At 62.0% G+C, this 21921-nt stretch carries 29 protein-coding genes; 14 read left to right on the plus strand and 15 right to left on the minus strand.

The features are described 5' to 3' along the window. Positions 1–6 precede the first annotated feature (6 nt). Positions 7–1218, minus strand: coding sequence for an NADP-dependent isocitrate dehydrogenase (locus AC0L2X_RS20935; protein ID WP_473555873.1), 1212 nt, complete (start codon positions 1216–1218; stop codon positions 7–9). Positions 1219–1425: 207 nt separating this feature from the next. On the opposite strand from AC0L2X_RS20935, the gene AC0L2X_RS20940 reads away from it, so the two are divergent. From AC0L2X_RS20940 to AC0L2X_RS20955, 4 genes are all read left to right on the plus strand, one after another. Further along, entirely contained in the window at positions 1426–2292 is an 867-nt protein-coding gene (locus AC0L2X_RS20940) for an RNA methyltransferase (protein ID WP_473555871.1), read from the plus strand. 52 nt (positions 2293–2344) lie between these two features. Further along, complete coding sequence (locus AC0L2X_RS20945; protein ID WP_473555869.1) at positions 2345–3016, plus strand: DUF805 domain-containing protein; 672 nt, start codon at positions 2345–2347, stop codon at positions 3014–3016. A gap of 156 nt (positions 3017–3172) precedes the next feature. Next, positions 3173–3985 carry a glutamate racemase gene (murI, locus tag AC0L2X_RS20950; RefSeq protein WP_473555867.1) on the plus strand — a complete coding sequence of 271 codons (813 nt, stop codon included), beginning with the start codon at positions 3173–3175 and terminating at the stop codon, positions 3983–3985. 75 nt (positions 3986–4060) lie between these two features. Then, on the plus strand, positions 4061–4249 hold the full coding sequence (locus tag AC0L2X_RS20955) for a DUF3008 family protein (RefSeq protein ID WP_023674705.1): 189 nt from the start codon (positions 4061–4063) through the stop codon (positions 4247–4249). Positions 4250–4342: 93 nt separating this feature from the next. Here AC0L2X_RS20955 and AC0L2X_RS20960 read toward each other — a convergent pair whose 3' ends face one another. Continuing rightward, positions 4343–4555 carry a hypothetical protein gene (locus AC0L2X_RS20960; protein WP_023674706.1) on the minus strand — a complete coding sequence of 71 codons (213 nt, stop codon included), beginning with the start codon at positions 4553–4555 and terminating at the stop codon, positions 4343–4345. Positions 4556–4935: 380 nt separating this feature from the next. On the opposite strand from AC0L2X_RS20960, the gene rpsD reads away from it, so the two are divergent. The 4 genes from rpsD (at position 4936) to AC0L2X_RS20980 (ending at position 7867) form a co-directional block, all read left to right on the plus strand. Further along, positions 4936–5553 carry a 30S ribosomal protein S4 gene (gene rpsD, locus AC0L2X_RS20965; protein ID WP_473555865.1) on the plus strand — a complete coding sequence of 206 codons (618 nt, stop codon included), beginning with the start codon at positions 4936–4938 and terminating at the stop codon, positions 5551–5553. 152 nt (positions 5554–5705) lie between these two features. Next, positions 5706–6593 carry a tRNA 2-thiocytidine(32) synthetase TtcA gene (gene ttcA, locus AC0L2X_RS20970; RefSeq protein WP_473555863.1) on the plus strand — a complete coding sequence of 296 codons (888 nt, stop codon included), beginning with the start codon at positions 5706–5708 and terminating at the stop codon, positions 6591–6593. Continuing rightward, positions 6583–7410 (plus strand): inositol monophosphatase family protein, encoded by an 828-nt coding sequence (locus AC0L2X_RS20975; RefSeq protein WP_473555862.1) that lies wholly within the window; start codon positions 6583–6585, stop codon positions 7408–7410. Before ttcA ends, AC0L2X_RS20975 begins: the two co-directional genes overlap by 11 nt. 49 nt (positions 7411–7459) lie before the next feature. Then, positions 7460–7867, plus strand: a complete 408-nt coding sequence (locus tag AC0L2X_RS20980; RefSeq protein ID WP_473555859.1) for a hypothetical protein — start codon at positions 7460–7462, stop codon at positions 7865–7867. A 19-nt stretch (positions 7868–7886) separates the two neighbouring features. Here AC0L2X_RS20980 and AC0L2X_RS20985 read toward each other — a convergent pair whose 3' ends face one another. Beyond that, positions 7887–9131, minus strand: coding sequence for a multidrug effflux MFS transporter (locus AC0L2X_RS20985; protein ID WP_473555858.1), 1245 nt, complete (start codon positions 9129–9131; stop codon positions 7887–7889). Between the two features lie 156 nt (positions 9132–9287). Further along, positions 9288–9623: a Grx4 family monothiol glutaredoxin gene (grxD, locus tag AC0L2X_RS20990; RefSeq protein ID WP_023674712.1), complete on the minus strand. Its 336-nt coding sequence runs from the start codon at positions 9621–9623 to the stop codon at positions 9288–9290. A gap of 162 nt (positions 9624–9785) precedes the next feature. Between grxD and AC0L2X_RS20995 the strand changes: the two genes are divergently transcribed. Next, positions 9786–10592: a phosphodiester glycosidase family protein gene (locus AC0L2X_RS20995; RefSeq protein WP_473555856.1), complete on the plus strand. Its 807-nt coding sequence runs from the start codon at positions 9786–9788 to the stop codon at positions 10590–10592. Positions 10593–10604: 12 nt separating this feature from the next. On the opposite strand, the gene AC0L2X_RS21000 is transcribed toward AC0L2X_RS20995, so the two are convergent. The 3 genes from AC0L2X_RS21000 to AC0L2X_RS21010 all read right to left on the minus strand — a co-directional run bounded on the left by AC0L2X_RS21000 (position 10605) and on the right by AC0L2X_RS21010 (position 14724). Further along, positions 10605–10838 carry a BolA/IbaG family iron-sulfur metabolism protein gene (locus AC0L2X_RS21000; RefSeq protein ID WP_023674714.1) on the minus strand — a complete coding sequence of 78 codons (234 nt, stop codon included), beginning with the start codon at positions 10836–10838 and terminating at the stop codon, positions 10605–10607. An 86-nt stretch (positions 10839–10924) separates the two neighbouring features. Continuing rightward, a complete protein-coding gene (gene purL, locus AC0L2X_RS21005) occupies positions 10925–13162 on the minus strand; it encodes a phosphoribosylformylglycinamidine synthase subunit PurL (RefSeq protein WP_352492491.1) in 2238 nt (745 codons plus the stop codon). A 149-nt stretch (positions 13163–13311) separates the two neighbouring features. Further along, positions 13312–14724 (minus strand): aminotransferase-like domain-containing protein, encoded by a 1413-nt coding sequence (locus AC0L2X_RS21010; protein WP_473600276.1) that lies wholly within the window; start codon positions 14722–14724, stop codon positions 13312–13314. Positions 14725–14910: 186 nt separating this feature from the next. On the opposite strand from AC0L2X_RS21010, the gene AC0L2X_RS21015 reads away from it, so the two are divergent. The 3 genes from AC0L2X_RS21015 (at position 14911) to AC0L2X_RS21025 (ending at position 15688) form a co-directional block, all read left to right on the plus strand. Further along, positions 14911–15063, plus strand: coding sequence for a DUF1127 domain-containing protein (locus tag AC0L2X_RS21015; protein ID WP_473555852.1), 153 nt, complete (start codon positions 14911–14913; stop codon positions 15061–15063). A 135-nt stretch (positions 15064–15198) separates the two neighbouring features. Then, positions 15199–15450: a type II toxin-antitoxin system prevent-host-death family antitoxin gene (locus AC0L2X_RS21020; protein ID WP_473555849.1), complete on the plus strand. Its 252-nt coding sequence runs from the start codon at positions 15199–15201 to the stop codon at positions 15448–15450. Next, complete coding sequence (locus AC0L2X_RS21025) at positions 15443–15688, plus strand: hypothetical protein (RefSeq protein WP_473555847.1); 246 nt, start codon at positions 15443–15445, stop codon at positions 15686–15688. The genes AC0L2X_RS21020 and AC0L2X_RS21025 overlap by 8 nt, the downstream gene beginning before the upstream one ends. A 184-nt stretch (positions 15689–15872) precedes the next feature. Here the strand turns inward: AC0L2X_RS21025 and AC0L2X_RS21030 are convergent, their stop codons facing one another. The 7 genes from AC0L2X_RS21030 to purC are packed head-to-tail and all read right to left on the minus strand — an operon-like array spanning position 15873 to position 19650. Then, on the minus strand, positions 15873–16520 hold the full coding sequence (locus tag AC0L2X_RS21030; RefSeq protein WP_473555846.1) for a Pr6Pr family membrane protein: 648 nt from the start codon (positions 16518–16520) through the stop codon (positions 15873–15875). A 4-nt stretch (positions 16521–16524) separates the two neighbouring features. Beyond that, entirely contained in the window at positions 16525–16935 is a 411-nt protein-coding gene (locus tag AC0L2X_RS21035) for a hypothetical protein (protein ID WP_473555844.1), read from the minus strand. A 2-nt stretch (positions 16936–16937) separates the two neighbouring features. Continuing rightward, positions 16938–17603, minus strand: a complete 666-nt coding sequence (locus AC0L2X_RS21040) for a glutathione S-transferase family protein (RefSeq protein ID WP_473555841.1) — start codon at positions 17601–17603, stop codon at positions 16938–16940. A gap of 31 nt (positions 17604–17634) precedes the next feature. Continuing rightward, on the minus strand, positions 17635–18303 hold the full coding sequence (gene purQ / locus AC0L2X_RS21045) for a phosphoribosylformylglycinamidine synthase subunit PurQ (protein ID WP_352492451.1): 669 nt from the start codon (positions 18301–18303) through the stop codon (positions 17635–17637). Further along, entirely contained in the window at positions 18300–18554 is a 255-nt protein-coding gene (locus AC0L2X_RS21050; RefSeq protein WP_352492450.1) for a hypothetical protein, read from the minus strand. Before AC0L2X_RS21050 ends, purQ begins: the two co-directional genes overlap by 4 nt. A gap of 18 nt (positions 18555–18572) precedes the next feature. Continuing rightward, the gene (purS, locus tag AC0L2X_RS21055) at positions 18573–18815 is read right to left on the minus strand and encodes a phosphoribosylformylglycinamidine synthase subunit PurS (RefSeq protein ID WP_352492490.1); all 243 of its coding nucleotides are present in this window, start codon (positions 18813–18815) and stop codon (positions 18573–18575) included. A 40-nt stretch (positions 18816–18855) separates the two neighbouring features. After that, positions 18856–19650 (minus strand): phosphoribosylaminoimidazolesuccinocarboxamide synthase, encoded by a 795-nt coding sequence (purC, locus tag AC0L2X_RS21060; RefSeq protein ID WP_023674725.1) that lies wholly within the window; start codon positions 19648–19650, stop codon positions 18856–18858. A gap of 270 nt (positions 19651–19920) precedes the next feature. Between purC and AC0L2X_RS21065 the strand changes: the two genes are divergently transcribed. Further along, a complete protein-coding gene (locus AC0L2X_RS21065) occupies positions 19921–20241 on the plus strand; it encodes a DUF1476 domain-containing protein (RefSeq protein WP_023674726.1) in 321 nt (106 codons plus the stop codon). Between the two features lie 120 nt (positions 20242–20361). Beyond that, positions 20362–21135, plus strand: coding sequence for an HpcH/HpaI aldolase family protein (locus AC0L2X_RS21070; RefSeq protein ID WP_473555839.1), 774 nt, complete (start codon positions 20362–20364; stop codon positions 21133–21135). On the opposite strand, the gene AC0L2X_RS21075 is transcribed toward AC0L2X_RS21070, so the two are convergent. Next, entirely contained in the window at positions 21132–21680 is a 549-nt protein-coding gene (locus AC0L2X_RS21075; RefSeq protein WP_473556070.1) for an RBBP9/YdeN family alpha/beta hydrolase, read from the minus strand. The genes AC0L2X_RS21070 and AC0L2X_RS21075 overlap by 4 nt on opposite strands. Positions 21681–21921 lie beyond the last annotated feature (241 nt).

Genomic DNA, 21921 nt, shown 5'->3' on the forward strand with positions numbered 1-21921 from the left:
TTGGGCTCAGGTCATTGCTTTCTGCAAATTCTCGTCGATCTTGTCGAGGAAGCCGGTGGTCGAAAGCCAGGGCTGGTCGGGGCCGATCAGCAGCGACAGGTCCTTGGTCATGAAGCCGGACTCGACCGTCTGGATGCAGACCCTTTCCAGGGTCTCGGCAAAGCGCTTCAGTTCGGCATTGTCGTCGAGCTTGGCGCGGTGTGCGAGGCCGCGCGTCCAGGCGAAGATCGAGGCGATCGAATTGGTCGAGGTCTCCTCGCCCTTCTGGTGCTGGCGATAGTGGCGGGTGACGGTGCCGTGCGCGGCTTCCGCCTCGACGGTCTTGCCGTCCGGCGTCATCAGCACCGAGGTCATCAGGCCGAGCGAGCCAAACCCTTGCGCCACCGTGTCGGACTGCACGTCGCCGTCATAATTCTTGCAGGCCCAGACATAGCCGCCCGACCATTTCAGGCTGGAGGCCACCATGTCGTCGATCAGCCGGTGCTCGTACCAGAGCTTCTTCGCCTTGAATTCGGCTTCGAACTCCGCCTCGTAGACCTCCTGGAAGATGTCCTTGAAGCGGCCGTCATAGGCCTTGAGGATGGTGTTCTTGGTCGAGAGGTAGACGGGGTAATTACGCAGCAGGCCATAGTTCAGAGAGGCGCGGGCGAATTCGCGGATCGATTCGTCGAGATTGTACATGGCCATGGCGACGCCGGCGCCGGGTGCGTCGAACACGTCGTGCTCGATCACCTGGCCGTCCTCGCCGACGAACTTGATCGTCAGCTTGCCCTTGCCGGGAAAGCGGAAGTCGGTGGCGCGGTACTGGTCGCCGAAGGCGTGGCGGCCGACGATGATCGGCTTGGTCCAGCCGGGCACCAGCCGCGGCACGTTCTTCATGATGATCGGCTCGCGGAAGATGGTGCCGCCGAGGATGTTGCGGATGGTGCCGTTCGGCGACTTCCACATTTTCTTCAGCTTGAATTCCTCGACGCGCTGCTCGTCGGGCGTGATCGTCGCGCATTTCACGCCGACGCCGTATTTCTTGATGGCGTTGGCCGAATCGATGGTCACCTGGTCGTTGGTGGCGTCGCGGTGCTCGATGCCGAGGTCGTAATATTCGAGCTTGAGGTCGAGATAAGGGTGGATCAGCTTGTCCTTGATGAACTGCCAGATGATGCGGGTCATCTCGTCGCCGTCGAGTTCGACGACCGGGTTCGCCACCTTGATCTTCGCCATGGAAAGAATGCCTCGCTTTTGGGGAACGGAACGGCCTTGCCCGCACGGCTGCCGGCCCTGGGATGCGGCCCGTATATCAAAGGCTTTTTGGCCGCGCAAACGGCGAACCGCGCCGTTAGTGCCGGCATTCCCTGCCAAAGCTTCATTTTCGCTGCCAAATGTGGCAGGGGACTGCGAAATGCCGCAAACAGCAGCTCATTGACAGCCATGACCGCCACCCAGGATCCCGACAACCCTCTTGCCTCCGGAACTCCAGCGTCCGGACCGGCGATCATCCTGGTCGAGCCGCAGCTCGGCGAGAATATCGGCATGGTTGCGCGCGCCATGGCCAATTTCGGCCTTGCCGAGCTGCGGCTCGTCAATCCGCGCGACGGCTGGCCAAGCGAGAAGGCGCGTGCCGCCGCAAGCCGCGCTGACCACGTCATCGATGCCGTCACGGTGTTCGACGACCTGGCCTCGGCGGTTGCCGATTTGAACTTCGTCTTCGCCACCACGGCGCGCGCACGCGACAATTTCAAGCCGGTGCGCGGTCCGGTCGAGGCGGGCAGGGCGCTGCGGGCGCGGCAGCGGGCCGGCCAGCGCACTGGCATCCTGTTCGGCCGCGAGCGCTTCGGCCTCTATAATGACGAGGTCGGCCTCGCCGACGAGATCGTCACCTTCCCCGTCGACCCAGCCTTCTCCTCGCTCAACATCGCCCAGGCGGCCCTGCTGATGTCCTATGAATGGATGAAGTCCGGCCTGGAAGACGAGACCAGGACCAACTTCTCCGGCCCCGAAATGCCGCCGGCTGCCAAGGAAGAATTGCACGGCCTATTTGCGTATCTGGAAGGTGCACTCGAGGCGCGCGGCTATTTCCGCCCGGCAGCGAAGAAGCCGAAGATGGTCGACAATTTGCGCGCAGTGCTGACCCGCCCCGGTTTTGCCGAGCCGGAGCTCAAGGTGCTGCGCGGTATCATATCATCGCTGGACAGGTTCTCGCCGGCCATGCCGCGCGGCGACGGATCGCCCGGCGACGATCCAAGGCGGCTCCCGGCCGCCGCAGCACGCGCTGCGAGGGCGAAAGACAAAGACTAGCCTCGGAACTTCCCATACCTCACCAGTAACCGAATTTTATTTGGTTTGATCCATGGTTTTCAAAACGATGGATTCTGGGATGTTTAGCTCAAATATCGGTCGTCTTCGCTTTTTCTTCTATTCCGTGGCTCTGCTGGTTGCGGAAATCGTGACCTTTGTGCTGTGCGTCTTGTGGACCATCGGCATCGAGGGCTTGGCCAATTCGCAACCTGGTCCTTCCAGGGAAGGACTGGCCGCGGCCGTTCTCGTCGCCTCGCTGGTGATCGTTCTATTCCGCGCGAATTTCGCCTGGCGTCGAAGCCGCGACGCGCAAGGGTCGGGTTGGATCCTTTGGTCGTATATCGTGTTCTCGACGCTGTTCGCGATCCTGCAGGCCGGCACTGTTCTTGTCGTAAAATTCGACGGCGAAGATACGCATTCCGGCCTTAACCTGCTGGGATTAGCTCTTGTTGGGCTGTGGGCCGTCATCTTGGCGGCCAAGCCGGCGGATGGTGGCTCTTCGGATATGGCGTCATCCCTGAGTTTCGACGATTTCGACCGGCCCGGGCCGCTGCGAGGCACCGCGGCGCTTCATTCAGCGTCAGCCGCCGGCGTGACGGCTCTGGCTGCGCCCTCCGCCAAGCGCGCCGCACCGGTGTCGTCGAACCCCGCTGCATCTCAATCTGCATCTCCCGCGAACGGCCGACCGCGGGCCGGCGGTTTCGGCAAGCGCGGTCTTGTGTGACCGGCTGCCGCATCAAGGCCACGATGGCTCCACATAGAAGCATCCGGGATAATGCATCATTGGCCGAAGCAAAATGCATGGGCCGGCCTTCTCTCGTGATCTCGTTTGTGATTCCCCAGCCTTCAGTGATTCCCAGCCCTTAGTGACTCAATGACAATGACCGATTCATCGAGCGCCCGTCCGATCCTGATGTTCGATTCCGGCATTGGCGGCCTCACCGTGCTGCGTGAGGCGCGCGTCCTGATGCCTGACCGCCGCTTCATCTATGTCGCCGACGACGCGGCGTTCCCCTTCGGCGCCTGGGAGGAGCCGGCGCTGAGAACACATATCCTGGAGTTGTTCGCCAGGCTGCTCGACCGGTTTTCGCCGGCCATTTCGGTCATCGCCTGCAACACCGCCTCGACACTGGTCATCGATGCCTTGCGCGAGAGGTTTCCCGGCCACCCTTTCGTCGGCACCGTGCCGGCCATCAAGCCGGCGGCGGAACGCACGCGCTCAGGCCTGGTTTCGGTGCTGGCTACGCCCGGCACCGTCAAGCGCCAGTACACGCGCGACCTGATCAGCAGATGGGCGCAGACATGCCATGTCCGCCTGGTCGGCAGCGACAGGCTGGCGGGATTGGCCGAAGCCTATATGCGCGACGGTTTTGTCGACGAGGACGCCGTGCGCGCCGAGATCGCGCCGTGCTTCGTCGAGCATGACGGGCTGCGCACCGACATCGTCGTGCTTGCCTGCACTCACTATCCTTTTTTGGCCAACCGCATGCGGAAAACAGCACCTTGGCCGGTCGACTGGCTGGACCCGGCCGAGGCGATCGCGCGCCGGGCGCTCTCGCTGCTTGCCGATACCGAGGCCGGTAATCGCAGAGAGGCGCTGCCGGAAGGCGCCGACCTTGCGTTCTTCACCTCGAACAGCGCCAATTTTCCCACGCGCCGGCTGATGCAGGGATTTGGCCTGGCGATACCCTGACCGCAGGCAATTGTCGCTTTGGGAACATCGCACCAGACAATGCGTTTTCCTCTCATTGGAACGGGAGAAACCATCATGCCAGCCACCTCAAAAGCCCAGCAGAAAGCGGCCGGCGCGGCATTGTCAGCCAAGCGCGGCGAGACCAAGAAGGGCGCGCTCAAAGGCGCGTCGAAGGGAATGTATAAATCCATGAGCGAAAAACAGCTCGAGGAATTCGCCGAGACCAAGCGCAAGGGCCTGCCGGAAAAGAAGTCGAAACACTGATCGACTGACCGTTCAGGCCGCGGATGCCGGTCAATTAAAAGGGCCCGCGGCTGAGCCGCGGGCCCTGAAGTCTCAACGGGCGAGGCCGAAAAATTACCAGTTCCAGCCCCAACCGCAGCGCCGCACTTTGTAGCGGATGACCTTGCGATGGCCGTGGCGCCATACCACCTTCTTCTTGACCACGATGCGGCAGACCTGGTGATGCCTGTGCCCGTGCCAATGCCGCGCCTGCGCCGGCTCGGGCGCGACCGCCATCGTGCCGGCCATCACCGCGGCTCCTACCAACGTAAGGAAGAACTTCTTCATGCGAATTCCAGCTCCTCTGATTTCAGTCCCTTCCTGATGCCGCTGGCGCAACCTCCCGCCACATCCGGCACGTTCTACAACCATGACACTACCCGGTTCGGCGATTCGCGCCAGCCGGAAGCTTGACAGCGGTTAAATCTCCGTTTAACCAGCCCACCAACACCGGGCCGCAATGCCCGGTGGTTTTCTTTATGTGTGCAAGACGTTTGGGAAGCCGGTTTTACTTTCCCTATGTCTTATTTGAAATGACGTGTCCCGTGGGCTTTCCGTCGCGTTGCGTGGAAAACCCTGTCAGGTCTCGAAAACGGAGGCCAGAGGAGGGCGCGTTTCCTTCACCCGGACCATGAGGTTCCGGGTGCGTTGTTTTGAAAGGGAATGCGATGAGCAAGCGCGAATCCGCGAAGTACAAGATCGACCGCCGTCTCGGCGAAAACATCTGGGGCCGCCCGAAGTCCCCGGTCAACAAGCGTGAATACGGCCCCGGCCAGCATGGTCAGCGCCGCAAGGGTAAGCTTTCCGATTTCGGCCTGCAGCTGCGCGCCAAGCAGAAGCTGAAGGGCCACTATGGCGACGTTTCGGAAAAGCAGTTCCGCAAGGTCTATGAAGAGGCGGACCGCCGCAAGGGCGACACCTCGGAGAACCTGATCGGCCTGCTCGAATCGCGTCTCGACGCGGTCGTCTACCGCGCCAAGTTCGTGCCGACAATCTTTGCGGCGCGCCAGTTCGTCAATCACGGCCACGTCAACGTCAACGGCAAGCGCGTCAACATCGGCTCGTTCCGCTGCAAGCCGGGCGACATCATCGAAGTGCGCGAGAAGTCGAAGCAGCTGGTCATCGTGCTGGAATCGGTGGGCCTGGCCGAGCGCGACGTGCCCGATTACATCGAGGCCGATCACAACAAGATGACCGCGGCCTTCACGCGCATTCCCGGCCTGGCGGACGTTCCGTTTGCCGTGCAGATGGAACCGAACCTGGTCGTCGAGTTCTATTCGCGCTGATCGGCGCGTTCGTTGCGATACAAGGAAGGGCCGCCCTCGAGGCGGCCTTTTCTTTTTTCGTTCCTTTTCCGGGACGTGATTCGGAAATCGATTTCGATTTTCGGTCCGATGCGCTACTGCGGGCGGCAACAGGACTTTAGGGCCGACGCGCCGTGAACATGCAGCCAGACGCCAAAACGCTTGACCCGATCGCCGACGCCGAAGGCGGCTTTCATCCGCTGTTTGCCGATGTGCCGTCCTCCGTCGAGTTCAACAAGCTGCGCAAACGGCTGTTGCGGCTTGCCCGCCAGGCGATCGACGATTTCTCCATGGTGAGGCCCGGCGACCGTTGGCTGGTCGCTCTGTCGGGCGGCAAGGATTCCTACGGCCTGCTTGCCGTGCTGCTCGATCTCAAATGGCGCGGGCTGCTACCGGTCGAGCTGTTGGCCTGCAATCTCGACCAGGGCCAGCCGAACTTTCCCAAGCACATATTGCCCGATTATCTCGATAGATATGCCATTCCTCATCGCATCGAATATCAGGACACCTATTCGGTGGTCACCGACAAGCTGGCCGAGGGCAGCACCTATTGCTCGCTGTGCTCGCGGCTGCGGCGCGGCCATCTCTATCGCATTGCGCGCGAGGAGGGCTGCTCGGCCCTGGTGCTCGGTCATCACCGCGAGGACATACTGGAAACCTTCTTCATGAACCTGTTCCATGGCGGGCGCCTGGCCGCCATGCCGCCGAAGCTGCTCAACGACGAAGGCGATGTCATGGTGCTGCGGCCGCTCGCCTATTGTGCGGAAGCCGATCTCGAGAAATTCGCCGGCGCCATGAAGTTCCCGATCATTCCGTGCGATCTGTGCGGTAGCCAGGAAGGTCTGCAGCGCAACGCCATGAAGGCGATGCTCGACGACATCGAGAAGCGCATGCCCGGCCGCAAGGACACGATGATCCGCGCCATGGCCAATGTGCGCACGTCGCATCTGCTCGACAGGAAACTGTTCGATTTCTCCGCCCTCAACGAAACCCTCACCACCAGGCGTCCCGATGACATTTGACGATAGCGCGATCGACTGGCTTGCCGACCTTCTGTCGGAAGCCGCCGTCGCCGAGATCATGCCGCGCTTTCGCCGGTTGAGCGAGGGCGACGTCCGTCGCAAGACTTCGGCCGCCGATCTCGTCACCGAGGCCGACGTCAATGCCGAACGGCTCATCACCGCCAGGCTGCTTGAGCGTTATCCCCACGCAATGATCGTCGGCGAGGAGGCCTGCTCCGACGACCCGACGCTGCTCGACGGTCTCGGCGATGCCGAACTCGCCTTCGTCATCGACCCGGTCGACGGCACTTTCAACTTCGCCTCCGGCGTGCCGCTATTCGGCGTCATGCTTGGCGTCGTGATCAAGGGCGAGACGGTCGCCGGCATCATTCACGATCCCGTCGGCAAGGACTGGCTGATCGGCGTTAGTGGCGCCGGCAGCCATATCCGCCATGCCCATGGCAATCTGGAAAAGGTCCATGTCGCCAAACCGGCGCCGATGTCGGAAATGACCGGTGCGGTCTCATGGCACTATGTGCCCGAGCCGGACCGCTCACGTCTGGCGCGCAACCAGACCAAGTCGCTATCGCAGTTCAATTATCGCTGCGCCGCTCACGAATACCGCCTGCTGGCCAGCGGCCACGGCCATTTCGTCGTCTACAACAAGCTGATGCCCTGGGATCACCTGGCCGGCGTGCTGATCCATGCGGAGGCCGGCGGCCATGCCGCGCGCTTCGACGGCAGCGCCTATCTGCCGTCGCATGTCGGAGGTGGCCTGCTGGTCGCGCCGGACCGGGAGAGCTGGCGAGAGCTGCGCCGCGAGCTCTGGGCCGAATAATTCTTCGCTGCCAAACTTGTCCAATCCTGTGCGAAACCGGAAACCTCGAATGAAACCTCGGTCCGCAATTATTGCAACGGCCTTTGCCCTTGCCTTGGTTGCCGGTGTCAATGAAGCAAGATCTGAGGAACGCGCATGTCGCAGCCCCGACTCCGTCGACACCATAGACGAGATGTTCTCCGCGATCTTCGCCTGCTGGGAGCCGCCGCCCGGAACCGCGGGCATGACCCTGACGCTGCAGTTCTCAATTCGCCGAAACGGCACGCTTATCGGCAAACCGCGCGCCACTTACTCCCATCTAGGGGACGACGGTCCGCTCAACCGAGCCTTCGTGGCTTCCGTCCTCGAGGCGCTCGACAAGGCTCTCCCACTGCCCGTTTCGGACAGCATGGGTGGAGCAATCGCAGGACGTACGCTGTTCCCTCGCTTCACCGCGGTCAGTGAGGGTGCATCCTAGGCGCGCCCCGCAATGTGCATTAAACCGGCGGGTTATGCGGCTGGAACAGTCTGCCGCGCTCGGCCAGGAGGATCATCAGCAGCGCTGCCACTGACACGCTGCAGAACCCGGCGGCCAGCGGCGTCACCGTGCCGTTGAAGGCTTGGCCGATCAGCGTGCCGAGAATGCCGCCAAGAAATGTCTGCATGAACCCAAGAATCGACGACGCAGTGCCGGCCAGGTGCCCCAGCGGCTCCATGGCGAGCGCGTTGAAGTTCGCGCCGAGCGCGCCGAACGGGACCATGGCGCAGGCAAAGAAGATAATGAAGAGCCAGAGCGGCATCTTCATTTCGATGGAAACGACCAGCCAGGCAAGGCTGATTGCCAGAAACAGCAGCAGCGCGCTTTGCGACAGACGGCGCATGCCGATGCGGCCGACGAGGCGCGAGTTCAGGTAGTTCGAAAAAGCAAGCACGCCGGCAACCCCCGCGAAGATGACCGGGAACATCTCGCCGACATCGAACACGCTGACATAGATCTGCTGGGCCGAGGCGATGAAGCCGAACATGGCGCCGAAGATGAAGGTGCTGGCGAAGGCGTAGCAGAGCGCGATGCGGTTGGTGAGAACGATGCGGAAGCCGCCAATGATGGAGGACAGCGTCAGCGGCCGGCGATATTCGGGGTGTAGTGTCTCGGGCAGGCGCAGCAGCGACCAGGCGGACACGATCAGTGCGCCGGCTGCCATGGTGACGAAGATCACATGCCAGGTCGCAAACAGCATGATGAACTGGCCGATACCGGGCGCCACCACCGGAATTGCCATGAACACCATGAAGATCAAGGACATGACTTCGGCCATGCGCCTTCCGTCGAACGTATCGCGCACGATCGAGACGGCAATGACGCGCGTCGCCGCCGCACCGATGCCTTGCACGGCCCGGCATAGCAGAAGCGTGGCGAATGACGGGGCGATTGCCGCAGCGCCGGCCGCCACGACGTAGATCACCAGCCCTGCGACGAGCGGCGCGCGGCGCCCGAAGCGGTCCGAGATCGGCCCGAAGAACAGCTGTCCGCCGCCAAAGCCAAGGATATAGGCGGTGACCACATATTGCCGGTGGTTTTCATTTTCGACGCCGAGCGAGGCGCCGATCTGCTGCAGCGCCGGCAGCATGATATCGATGGCCAGCGAATTGAGCGCCATCAGCGCCGCGCACAGCGCAATGAATTCCCAGCGCGGAATGGGCAAGGTGCTTGCCTTTTGCTGCGCTTGTGCTTGCTGATCCACGGCCAGTCCGATCCTCAAACGAAAATGCGCCGGCTGGCCGACGCATCCATTCGTTGATTGCCCCGATACCGGGCAGAACTTTTTGCCAAGCTGCCCCGGCGCTTAGCGCTTGACCCCCGAAAATCGCAATCGGAAGGTCATACGCAGAAACAGAAGTCAGGCGGCGCCTTTGACGCTGACGCCCTTTTCGACGAGGAAGGTCTGCAATTCGCCTGCCTGGAACATCTCGCGGATGATGTCGCAGCCGCCGACGAACTCGCCCTTGACGTAGAGCTGCGGGATGGTCGGCCAGTTGGAGTAGTCCTTGATGCCTTGCCGCAGTTCGGCCGACGTCAGCACGTCGACGCCTTTATAGTCAGCGCCGATATAGTCGAGGATCTGCACGACCTGGCCGGAAAATCCGCATTGCGGGAAGCCGGGCGTGCCCTTCATGAAGAGAACGACGTCGTTGCCCTTCACTTCATTGTCGATGTAGTCGTTGATGCCGCTCATGGAAAACCCTTTCATGCCTGTGGGAGTCAGGCTCGAACATTACCCTTCAAATAAACCCATGGGTTGCGCGAAACAAGATGTTTGCCGCCTTGCCATGCAAATGGCGCAAAGGAACGTCCGACCTTGGGCCAAGCCGTTGGCCACCATCTTCCCCGAGGCGCGATGAAAAGACGATATCCCGCCGGGTTCCTCCTCGCCGTTCTGGTCGCCGCATTGATCTTGATCTGGTGGGCCAAGTCGCCGAGAGAGCCACCGCTGGTCGTCGGCGGTGAATTGCCGGCGCTGTGCCGCGATGCGAGCTTCGAGGCGGTCGCCTATGTCGTCTGCGAGATCGATCTGCGCCGCTATGACGTCGGTGTGTTCCACACAGGCCTCGACGGCAAGGCTTTCGGTTCACTGGACAAATTCGACAAGGCGATGGCGGATCAGGGCCGGACGGTGCTGCTCGCCATGAACGCCGGCATGTATCACCAAGACCTGACCCCAGTCGGCCTTCTCGTCGAAGACGGCCAGGAGAAGGCGCCGATCAACGTCGCCGACAGCGAAGGCAATTTCTTCCTGAAACCGAACGGCGTGTTCCTGGTCCGCAAGGACGGCAAGGCGGCGGTCATGGAGACAAGCGCCTATGCTGCCGCCAGGCCGGACGTGATGTTTGCCACGCAATCCGGCCCGATGCTGGTGATCGACGGCCGGCTTCATCCTCGCTTCGAGCAGAACGGCACATCGCGCTATATCCGCAACGGCGTCGGCGTGCGTGACGAAAACACCGTCGTGCTGGCGATCTCGCGCTCTGAAGTCAGCCTCGGCAGCTTCGCACGGCTATTTCGCGATGGGCTCGACTGCGCCAACGCGCTTTTCTTCGACGGCGTCGTTTCGGCGCTGTCGAACGGCGAGCGGATGATTGTTGGTGGAAACTATACGGCCGGGCCGATCATTGCCGTGACCGGGAAGACGCTTGCGAGGCGATAACTGGAAGGGAGTTCAGTCCGGCACGCTGGTCTGCAGGGCAAGCGCGTGCAGCACGCCGCCCATGTTGCCCTTCAGCGCGTCATAGACCATCTGGTGCTGCTGGACGCGGCTTTTGCCGCGAAAGCTTTCTGCCACAACCTCGGCCGCATAATGGTCGCCATCGCCGGCCAGGTCGCGAATCGTCACCTTGGCGTCCGGAATGCCTTCCTTGATCAGCCGTTCGATGTCGTGGGCGTCCATTGCCATGCGAGGATTCCTTGTTCAGGTCGTGATCTCATAGATATGGTCGAAATGGCGTATGAACCACACCGAAGGGGCGCCACTCGATCACATCACGGATCCACGACCTCATTTGCCATGAAGCGAGGGAACCAGGATTCGTGGGCGGCGGTCAATTCGCTGACCGGTATCGCACGTGCCTCGCCCAGCTTCAATTCGCTGCCGCCGGTCGAGCCGATCCATGGTGCGAAGATGCCGAGCTTGCTTTGCTGTTCGCGAATGGCGTCCCACGCCTCGCTCTGCGGGTCGATCGACAGCGTCAGGAGATAGCGGCCCTGATCCTCGCCGAACCAGACCGGGACCGGATCTGTACCGATCAGGCCGGGAATGGTCGCGCCGATGCCTGAGGCCATCGCCATCTCGGCCAGCGCCACCGCGATGCCGCCATCGGAAACGTCATGCGCCGCGGTAACGACGCCGGAGCCGATCAGCGCCCGCACATGGTCGCCGACCCGCTTCTCGTGGTCGAGATCGACCGGCGGCGGCGGGCCGTCGGCGCGGCCATGGATGTCGCGCATATAGGCGGACTGGCCAAGATGCGTGCCCCACATGGTCGGCGCGCCGACCAGCACGATCATCTGGCCTTCGGCGGCAAAGCCGATGCGCACCATTTTCGACCAGTCGGCAATCAGACCGACGCCGCCGATGGTTGGCGTGGGCAGGATGCCCTGTCCGTTGGTCTCATTGTAGAGCGAGACGTTGCCGGAGACGATCGGAAAGCCGAGCGCCCGGCAGGCATCGCCGATGCCTTTCACAGCGCCAACCAGCTGGCCCATGATCTCCGGCCGTTCGGGATTGCCGAAATTGAGGTTGTCGGTGGCAGCGAGCGGCAGAGCGCCAGTGGCTGTCAGATTGCGCCAGCATTCGGCCACCGCCTGCTTGCCGCCCTCGTAAGGGTCGGCTTCGCAATAGCGCGGCGTCACGTCGGAGGAGAAGGCGAGCGCCTTGGTCGGGTGGCCGTCGACGCGCACGACGCCGGCGTCGCCGCCGGGAAGCTGCAACGAATTGCCCTGGATCAGCGTGTCGTACTGCTCCCACACCCAGCGGCGCGAGGAAAGGTCCGGTCCGCCCAGCAGCTTGAGCAGTGCGTCGGCCACATCGGCTTGCGGTGCATCGCCAGCCAATGGCACCGGCTTCTTCGGCTCGACCCAGGGACGGTCATACTCCGGCGCCTGGTCGCCGAGATCCTTGATCGGCAGGTTGGCGACCTCGTCGCCCTGGTGCAGCACGCGGAAGCGCAGATCGTCGGTGGTCTTGCCGACGATGGCAAAATCAAGGCCCCATTTGTGGAAGATCGCCTCGGCCTGTTTTTCCTTTTCGGGGCGCAGCACCATCAGCATGCGCTCCTGGCTCTCCGAAAGCATCATCTCATAGGCGCTCATACGCTCTTCACGCACCGGCACCTTGTCGAGATCGAGCTCGATGCCGAGGTCGCCCTTGGCGCCCATTTCTACGGCAGAGCAGGTGAGGCCGGCGGCACCCATGTCCTGGATGGCGATAACGGCGCCGGACGCCATCAGTTCGAGGCAGGCTTCGAGCAGGCATTTTTCGGTGAACGGATCGCCAACCTGCACGGTGGGGCGCTTCTCGTCTATCTTGTCGTCGAATTCGGCCGAGGCCATGGTGGCGCCGCCGACACCGTCGCGCCCGGTCTTGGCGCCGAGATAGACGACCGGCAGGCCGACGCCCTTGGCCTCGGACAGAAAGATTGCGTCTGTCTTCGCGAGGCCCGCGGCAAACGCATTGACCAGGATATTGCCATTGTAGCGGGCGTCGAAATTGACCTCGCCGCCGACCGTCGGCACGCCGAAGGAATTGCCGTAGCCACCGACCCCGGAAACGACGCCGGCAACGAGGTGCCTGGTTTTGGGATGGTCCGGCGCACCGAAGCGCAGCGCGTTCATCGCCGCGATCGGCCGCGCGCCCATGGTGAAGACATCACGCAGGATGCCGCCGACGCCGGTCGCAGCTCCCTGATAAGGCTCGATATAGGAGGGATGGTTATGGCTCTCCATCTTGAAGACGACGCAGTCGCCATCGCCAATGTCGACCACGCCGGCATTCTCGCCCGGGCCCTGGATGACTTGCGGCCCGGTGGTCGGCAGCGTGCGCAGCCACTTCTTCGACGATTTGTAGGAACAATGCTCGTTCCACATCGCCGAAAAAATACCGAGTTCGGTAAAGCTCGGCTCGCGCCCGACCAGGTCGAGGATGCGCTGGTACTCGTCGGGCTTCAGCCCGTGCGCGGCAATGAGTTCCGGAGTGATCGGCACGGAATTGGAAATGGTCATGATCGGCAATTTGTGTCCTTGGGATCGAGTCCCGTCTTATCGCAAGCTTTGCAGCCGATACACCCCGTCGGATGACTAAAACGACGGAAAGCAACAGCTGGCCGCAAGTAGCGAAAGATCGCCACTCAACCCGCCGGTTTCAAGCCGGTTCAGGAAAAGCTGTCATAGCCGGCGCGGCCTTCGTCCAGAAGCCGCCGGATCACCGCGACGCCGTGCGCGATATCGTCCCGCTGTCGCGGCTGCGAGATGCCAAACCGCACGCCGTGAAAGGCCTGTTCGGAACGTCCCGCCTTGAACTCGTCCTCGTCGTCGATGAGCACGCCGTGTTCGAGGCAAGCTTGTTTGAAAGTGCCGGAAAGCCATGGGTCCGGCAAAGTGAGCCAGACGAAGGGCACATTATCCAGCGCCTTGAAGTCGAAGCCGTCGAGTGTCTGGCGCACGATCGCAATGCGCGAACCGACCTCGCCAATGCTGCGCTTGCGCATCTCGGCGGCCTGACCGGACAGCACCAGCCGGCTGCCCACCTCCGCCAGCAGGAAGGGCAGGCCGCCCGTCATCATCTTGTGGGCGACCCGGATGCGGTGACGATAGGCCGGCGGGCAGGCGAGCCAACCGCCGCGAACACCCGCCGCGACCGATTTCGACAGGCCGCCGGCAACGATGGTCCGTTCGGGAGCATATTCGGCCAACAAAGGTGTCGGATCATCGGTCAGTCCGCCATAGAGATCGTCCTCGATCAGGACGACGTTGTATTGACGGGCGATATGCGCGATTGCCTCGCGGCGCGAGGCCGACAGCGTTGTCAACGTCGGATTTTTGGCCGTCGGCATCAAAAACATCATCTTCGGATGCTTTTGTGCACAGACGCGTTCGAAATCCTCGGGATCGATGCCCTCGTCGTCAGCCGCCACCAATGCGGTCCGGCGACCAATAAGGCCGGCGCTGCGGGAAATCTGCGAATAGGTGAGGTGCTCGAAGACGACATAGTCGCCTGGGGCGGTGAGCCCCGCAATGGTTGCCATCACCGCGGCGTGGGTGCCGAGCGTAGGAACGATTGCATCTGCGGCCGGGCGAAAGGAATTGCGCGACAGCCAGCGCCTGCCGGCCTCGAACCAGCGGTCCGGGAAGTCACGCGTGTAGCTTGAAATCTCATGCGGATGGTCTTGGGCCGTGCGTGTCAACACGTCGGCGACGATGGCGCCCTGGCCGACATCCGGTGCGGCGGTGCTATCGAAGCGCAGCTTGTCGCCGGGCGCATCCATATAGCGCGTGCCTTGTTCGACCGTCCCCAGGAACTCCGGCTTTGCGCTCTCCGACTGCTGAGCGAGAACATAGGTTCCGCGGCCGACCTCGCCGCTCACCAGACCGCGCTCGCGCAGCAATTGATAGGCCCTGCCGACGGTGCCGACGGTCGTGCCGATGTCGTATGCCAGATCGCGCTGCGGCGGCAGCTTTGCTCCTGCACCGATCAGGCCGCGGTCGATGTCTGTCTCGATGGAATCGGCAAGCCGCTGATAGAGTGGGCCGGTACCGGCGGTAAGATCTGGAAGCCAAGTTGTCATGGTGACAATTTTCTACATTGCACCGAAATGAGAGTCAATACATATGAAGCGGGCCGTATAAAAGGGCACAATTGCAATATTGGCAGAAGACAAATGGGTACAATAGAGACAATCCGATACGCGGCAGTTGAATTGACCGGAAGCCGCTCGTCGGGCCGGAGATCCTATGTTCGCCGGCTCGTGCAAGTGGTCACGTCATTGGTCCGATGGATCGACAGCCTGCTGGATCGCCGGCGAAGTCGGCTGGTCCTGCTCGAGATGACCGACGCCCAACTCAAGGATATCGGCATTTCGCGCTGCGATGCCCATCGTGAGGGTCTGAGGCCGTTCTGGGACTGAGCCGCCACGCTGGTCATTGAGGAGATGCGCCCTCCTTCTTGCGTTCACCGGATTCCCGCCTGCGACGCTTCTGATGAATAGGGGTATTGCTGAAAACAGCTATTCCACCTCTTTTCCGGTGTGAAGGAGATGGTCATGGCGAGTTTCACCCTCACAGATCTCGGTAACAAATCCGGCGAGGTCGTCGAGGCCGCGTTCCGTGGTCCCGTCGACATCACCAAGCGCGGCAAGCGAAAGTTCGTGCTCCTGACGGCAGAGCAGTTCGACCGCATCACCGGTCGCAGCGCCCAGCGGGCGCACCGCGTCGAGGATCTGTCGACCGAGGAACGCGACGAGCTTCTAGCCGGCCTCGACGCAATCGCGCGAGATGATGTCCGGGATGAATGAGCTTGGTCACGGACAGATCATTCTCTACTCCTATCCGTGGGCAAGGGAATATGACCGTGGCGAGGAGAGCGGACGCAAGGCGCGGCCGACTTGCGTCATGCTGATCGTTGCCGGTAAGAATGGCCGCAAGCAGGCTCTGCTCTTTCCGATCACGAGTCAGCCGCCACGCCCTGACGCGTACTACGTCGAGATTCCTGAGACGGAGGCCCGTCGCGCCACGCTCTATACGCCAGCCTAGGTTATCGTCGATGAATTCAACACCGATGATCTCGCGACGAGCTGGGCGCTCGAGGATGCCAAGCCGCTTGGCCAATTCACGCGCAAGTTCATGTCACGGATCGCCGGTGAAGCTGCTGCGGCGATCCGTGCAGGCGCCGCGCGAACCGTGCCAAGACGCTAAAGGCGGCCAGGGCGGGAGAGCGTCATCGCGGATGCATGCGTTCCGCCCTGATCCGCGTGACACCGTGGTCCACAAGCACCGCCACAATGCACAGCATCAGAAAAAGTCCGGTGATGGCCAGAGCCGAGACGGCGACGCTGGCCGCACCGTGTTTGGAGACGTCGAGGAACGGGTAGGGCACTTCGCCGGCAATCGGTGCCCGCAGCAGCGCATAGGCCAGGTAGACGACCGGATAGATCATCCACCAGGAGATGTCGCGCCACCGTGTCGAGCCGTCGGCGCCCGCCACAAGCCACCACAGCACGAACAGCACCGGCGTCACATAGTGCAGAAGAACGTCGCAGAGCAGGAACAATCCTTGCGGCTGCCAAAGCTGCGCCAGGACCGTTGCATAAACGATGAGGACCAGCGTTATGGCGACGGCTACGCCCGCTCGCATCCGTGGCCCGGCAAAGGCCGGAAACCAGGTGTAACCCGTCGATGACAGCAACGAGGCATGGACGAGCACCGCGCCGATGTTGGTCAGGATGGTGAAGAAGCTGAAATAGAAGACCAGCGAGCCGACAAAGCCGCGGCCGGCTTCCATTGATGCCGGGACGGTGATGCAGAGCTGCAGGACCAGCCCGGCCAGGCCGACGACCAGACCAGTGATCTGCAGCAAGCGACCCATCGGGCTAGGCAGCAGCGCCGCAGGCCGGATTGCCCGCCTGCCAGCGGGCAATGTCCGAGCCGATGCGCGCGCCGAGCGGTTCCGCCATCAGCGGGCCGAACACGTCGACGCGGCTCGAATTGCCTTGCGCCTGCACGACCAGCAGCGGCTTTCCGGCATAATGCTTGGCCGGCACCAGCAGGAAGCGCGGCGTGCCGCTGAACGAATTCAGTTCGTTGGCCATCTGGTACGATTTGAAGGCAGGGTCCTTGCTGGCGATCCAGCATTTGTGGGCAGCGATTGCCACCTGCTCCATAGCAAGCAGTGACGCGCTCTTGCCGGCCGGCGCCGGCGTGCTCTTCGGGCCTGACTGGCAGGAGGCGAGTACAAGCCCGGCGACAGTAGCGAAGGCGAGGCGCGTGATCGTCGGTCTCATGTTCAAGCGGCGCCCATCTTGAGCTCGGACAGGAAGATCTTCAGACCGTCTGTCATCTCACCCCAGACGCGCGACAGCGCCGGATGCTGCAAGGCGATTTGCTCATAGGCATCGAATTTCGGATAGGCATCAAGCAAGTCGGGGCGGCCGATCGTCGCCCTGAAATTGTTGAAGACGAAGCGGGTCGGCGTCAGCCATGCATCGGCAAAAGAGATATCGTCGCCGAGCGCGAACGGGCCATGCGCCATGCGGGCCTCGATTGCCGCAAGCCCATGATGCAATCGGGCGAACTGTGCCTTGATCTCTGCCTCATTGCGCTGCGGCACGAAATAGAGCTCGAACAGCTTCATCATCGGGGCGAGCACGTCAAGGTCGGTGATGCGGGCGAACATGCGCACCAACGCCCGGTCTTTCGAATCCTTGGGCAGCAATGCAGGCTCGGGAAAGCGCTCCTCCAGGTATTCGGCAATGACCACCGATTCGACGATCGTTTCGCCCGAACCGGTGATCAGCACCGGAATCCGGTTGAGCGGCGAGATAGCACGAAAGGCTTCGGGGATGGGAAACCCCGGCGGTGGTGCAATGAGCTTGAGCGGCACGTTCTTGATGTAGGCCAGGGCCCGCACGATCGACGAATAGGGCGACAACGGCCGCGAATAGAGTTTCATGACCGTCGCTCCAGGAGGAAAATTGAAGGCATCAAGCGGCGATGCCCAGCGCGCTTTCGAACAGCGCCCGGCCGTCGCTGCCGCCATGCGCCGCTTCGATCAGGTTTTCCGGATGCGGCATCAGGCCGAGCACGTTGCCGCGGCCGTTGACGATGCCGGCAATGTCGTTGATCGAGCCGTTGGGATTGGTGCCTTCGGCATAGCGGAACACTACCTGGCCTTCGCCTTCGAGGCGGGTCAGCGTTTCGGCATCGGCAAAATAATTGCCGTCATGGTGCGCCACCGGCGCGCGGATGACCTGACCCGGCTGGTAGCGGCGGGTGAACATCGTGTTGGCGTTGGCGATCTGCAGCTTCACCTCGCGGCAGACGAATTTCAGTGAAGTGTTGCGCATCAAGGCGCCCGGCAGCAGGCCTGCCTCGACCAGGATCTGGAAACCGTTGCAGACGCCGATCACCGTGACGCCCTTGGCCGCCTTTTCGGCCACAGCCCGCATCACAGGCATGCGCGCGGCAATGGCACCGCAGCGCAGATAATCGCCAAAGGAAAAGCCGCCGGGAATGGCGATCAGGTCGACATCAGGAATTTCGGTGTCGGTCTGCCAGACGGTGACCGGCGGCGTGCCGGAAATCTTGGTCAGCGCCGCAATCATGTCGCGGTCGCGATTGAGGCCGGGGAGCAGGACGACGGCTGATTTCATTTTGGTTCGTAGGGCCTCTGGGCTTCGGCGAGTTCGCGCAATTCTAGACGGCGTTCTATGCGCTCAAGGCGATCGTCTTGACGGCCGAGAATGCCATAGATGTTGTGAATGTCGCTTTGTGTTGCGACCATGTGACCCCGAACGACATTCAACTCCCGCTTCACTTCGGAAACGTCCTGGCGAAGTTCAGCGACTTCGTGATGCACACGCTTGAGAAGCTCATACATCAACTCATTCGTGGCTTCCGTCATCTACCCTCCGGCACAACCTCAGGTAATGGCTACACTATAGTTCTCAATCACCGTATTCGCTAGAAGCTTGTCGCACATGGCTTTCAGATCGGCCTCGGCCTTGGCCCTGTCGCCCTCGGCAAGCTCGACATCGAAAACCTTGCCTTGCCGCACCTGGCCAACGCCGCCGAAACCCATTGCGGACAGCGCATGCTCGATTGCCTTGCCTTGTGGGTCGAGCACGCCGTTCTTGAGGGTCACGGTAATGCGGGCCTTGATCACGCTGGACATGCTCCTGTTCATCTGTTGAGCGGGCAAGCCGTCAGTGCGGCTTGCCTTTGACGCCATCGGTCGATGCGACCAGCACCGGCCCGGCCGGACGCGGCGGTTCGTTCTCGTTCATGATGCCGAGTCGGCGGGCAACTTCCTGATAAGCTTCGACCAACCCGCCCATGTCGCGGCGGAAGCGGTCCTTGTCGAGCTTGTCCTGGGTCGCCACGTCCCACAGCCGGCAGGAATCCGGCGAGATCTCGTCGGCGACGACGATGCGCATCATGTCGCCTTCGAACAGGCGGCCGCATTCGATCTTGAAATCGACGAGCTGGATGCCGACGCCCATGAACAGGCCGGAAAGGAAGTCATTGACGCGGATGGCCAGCGCCATGACGTCGTCGATCTCCTGCGGGCTCGCCCAGCCGAAGGCGGTGATGTGCTCTTCCGATACCATCGGATCGTCGAGCGCATCGGCCTTGTAGTAGAATTCGATGATCGAGCGCGGCAGCACGGTGCCTTCCTCGATGCCCAGGCGCTTGGCCAGCGAGCCGGCGGCGACGTTGCGCACCACCACTTCGAGCGGGATGATCTCGACTTCCTTGATCAGCTGCTCGCGCATGTTGAGCCGGCGGATGAAGTGGGTCGGAATGCCCATCCGGTTGAGATGATTGAAGATGTGCTCGGAAATGCGGTTGTTGAGCACGCCTTTGCCATCGACGATTTCATGCTTCTTCTTGTTGAAAGCGGTGGCGTCGTCCTTGAAGAACTGGATCAGCGTGCCAGGCTCCGGTCCCTCATAAAGGATCTTGGCCTTGCCTTCATAAATGCGGCGGCGATTTTTCATCTGATTTTTCTCTGGATTTGCGGGCAGGCGGCAAGCGACCAGTTCCTGTCCGTCTGCCTAAAATAAGATGGCGACGGTGGGGTTCAATGCCGGTGTCTATCCCAATCGCACTGTTTGCTCAATCGGCAAATCCTTTCAATCAACCGCTTTCGGGGACCGAAATGCCGCAGCGCAGCAACCAATGTAGCATATTGACCGGCCGGCGCCCTTTTGGTTTGTGCTCCGGCAACACATATTGGCGCAACGAATCGGATTTCACGGAGGGATGCCATGAGCAGCATGAAAGACCGCGAAGAGGGCTTTGAGCGCAAATTCGCATTCGACGAGGAACTTCGGTTCAAGGCCGCGGCACGCCGCAACAGAGCGCTCGGCCTGTGGGCTGCCGAAAAGCTCGGCAAGTCAGGTGCCGATGCCGACGCTTATGCCAGGGAAGTGGTCGTCAGCGACATCGAGGAAGCCGGCGATCACGACGTTTTCCGCAAGATACGCAAGGATTTCGATGCGGCCGGCATCGACCAGTCGGACCATCAGATCCGCCGCACCATGGATGAATTGATGGCGCAGGCGATCGAGCAGATCAAGAACACCTGATCTTTCCGCCGGTATCGATAGAATGCTGGACCAATCGACCGCCCGGCCCAGCCGGGCGGTTTTTCTTTGCCTTTGCGGTCGTTTCCGGCTGAATTGCTGCAAGCAAAGAGGAAATCGCCAATGTCCCTGAAGTCACGCCTTGCGGCCGACGAGACGCTGTTCACCGCATGGTCCGGTGTGCCGGATGCCTTGACGGTCGAAATACTGGCCAGACAAGGGTTCGACGCGGTTACGCTCGACATGCAGCATGGTGGCCATCACGAGGACAGCGTACTGCGCGGGCTTGTGCCGGTGCTGGCCGCCAACAAGCCGGCTTTGGTGCGCATTCCGGTCGGCCGCTTCGACATGGCCAGCCGCGCGCTCGACTTCGGCGCCGAGGCGGTGATCGCGCCGATGGTGAATTCAGTGGCGGACGCAAGGCTGTTTGCCGCCGCCATGAAATACCCGCCGCTCGGCGAGCGCTCCTGGGGGCCCACCTATGCCTTTCCGCGCCATGGCAAGGGCGATCATTCCGACTGGCTGCGCGACAGCAATCAGCGCACCATGGCGTTCGCCATGGTCGAAACGCGCGCCGCGCTTGAGGCACTCGACGGCATCCTCGACACGCCCGGCATCGACGGTATCTTCCTAGGCCCTTCGGATTTCTCGATCGCCTGGTCGAAGGGGACCGCCGTCAGTTCGACGCTGGAGAGCATGATGGAGACCGTCGCCTCGATCGCCGAGCGCACCCGTAAAGCCGGGAAGCATGCGGCGATCTATGTGATGGAACCGGCCATTGCCGGTCGCGTGGTGTCGATGGGCTACCGGCTGCTGGCGATGGGTTCCGAGCATTCGCTGATTTCGCTTGGGGCAAAGACCCTGCTGAACAGCGTCAGGGGCTCAATCGCTTCCTAGAGATCCGTCAGGAATTTCGCGAAGGTCATCGATCCTTCGGGCCAAGGGCCGAAGCCGGAATCTGCGTTGAGATGGCCGGCATCGCCGGCATCGATGAACAGCGAGCCCCACGCCGCGGCAATGTCCTCGGCGGCGCCGAAGGCGCAGAACGGGTCGTTGCGGCTGGCGATCACCACCGACGGAAACGGCAGCGGGTCGCGCGGATAGGGGCCGAAGGTCATCAGGTGCCTGGGCTTTATCTTTGGATTGGCGACATCGGGCGGCGCCACGAAAAAAGCGCCGGCGACCGGCCGCTCGAACCGAGGCAAGGCCTGGACGACCGCGGCGACGCCAAGCGAATGAGCGACGATGACGACCGGCCGCTCGGCCTCGTTGACCGCTTTGGCCACACCGGCCGTCCAATCCTCGCGCACCGGCTTCGACCATTCCGCCTGCTCGACGCGGCGTGCTGTCGACAGTTTCGACTGCCAGCGGCTCTGCCAATGATCGGGGCCGGAATTGGTGTAGCCCGGCACGATGAGAATATCTGCTTCCCTGACTTTCATGGCGCGCATGTAGCGAGACGCGTTGTCGGGTGCAACCGGGTATGAACTCGACAGCGACACGCGAACGGCCGCTCACGAGCCCGGTTCTGCTCGCTATTGTGAACACCATGTTCGCTTCTTGCGCTCTTGTGTGAACGACCGCGATCGACGATCTGTGCCCAGGAAAGAATGGCTGTTCCGAGATTTTGGCACGGACACGGCGTAGAATGATTGATGGCGCCGGGTTCCTCCATTGGAAGCT

The organism is Mesorhizobium sp. WSM4828 (assembly GCF_055811175.1).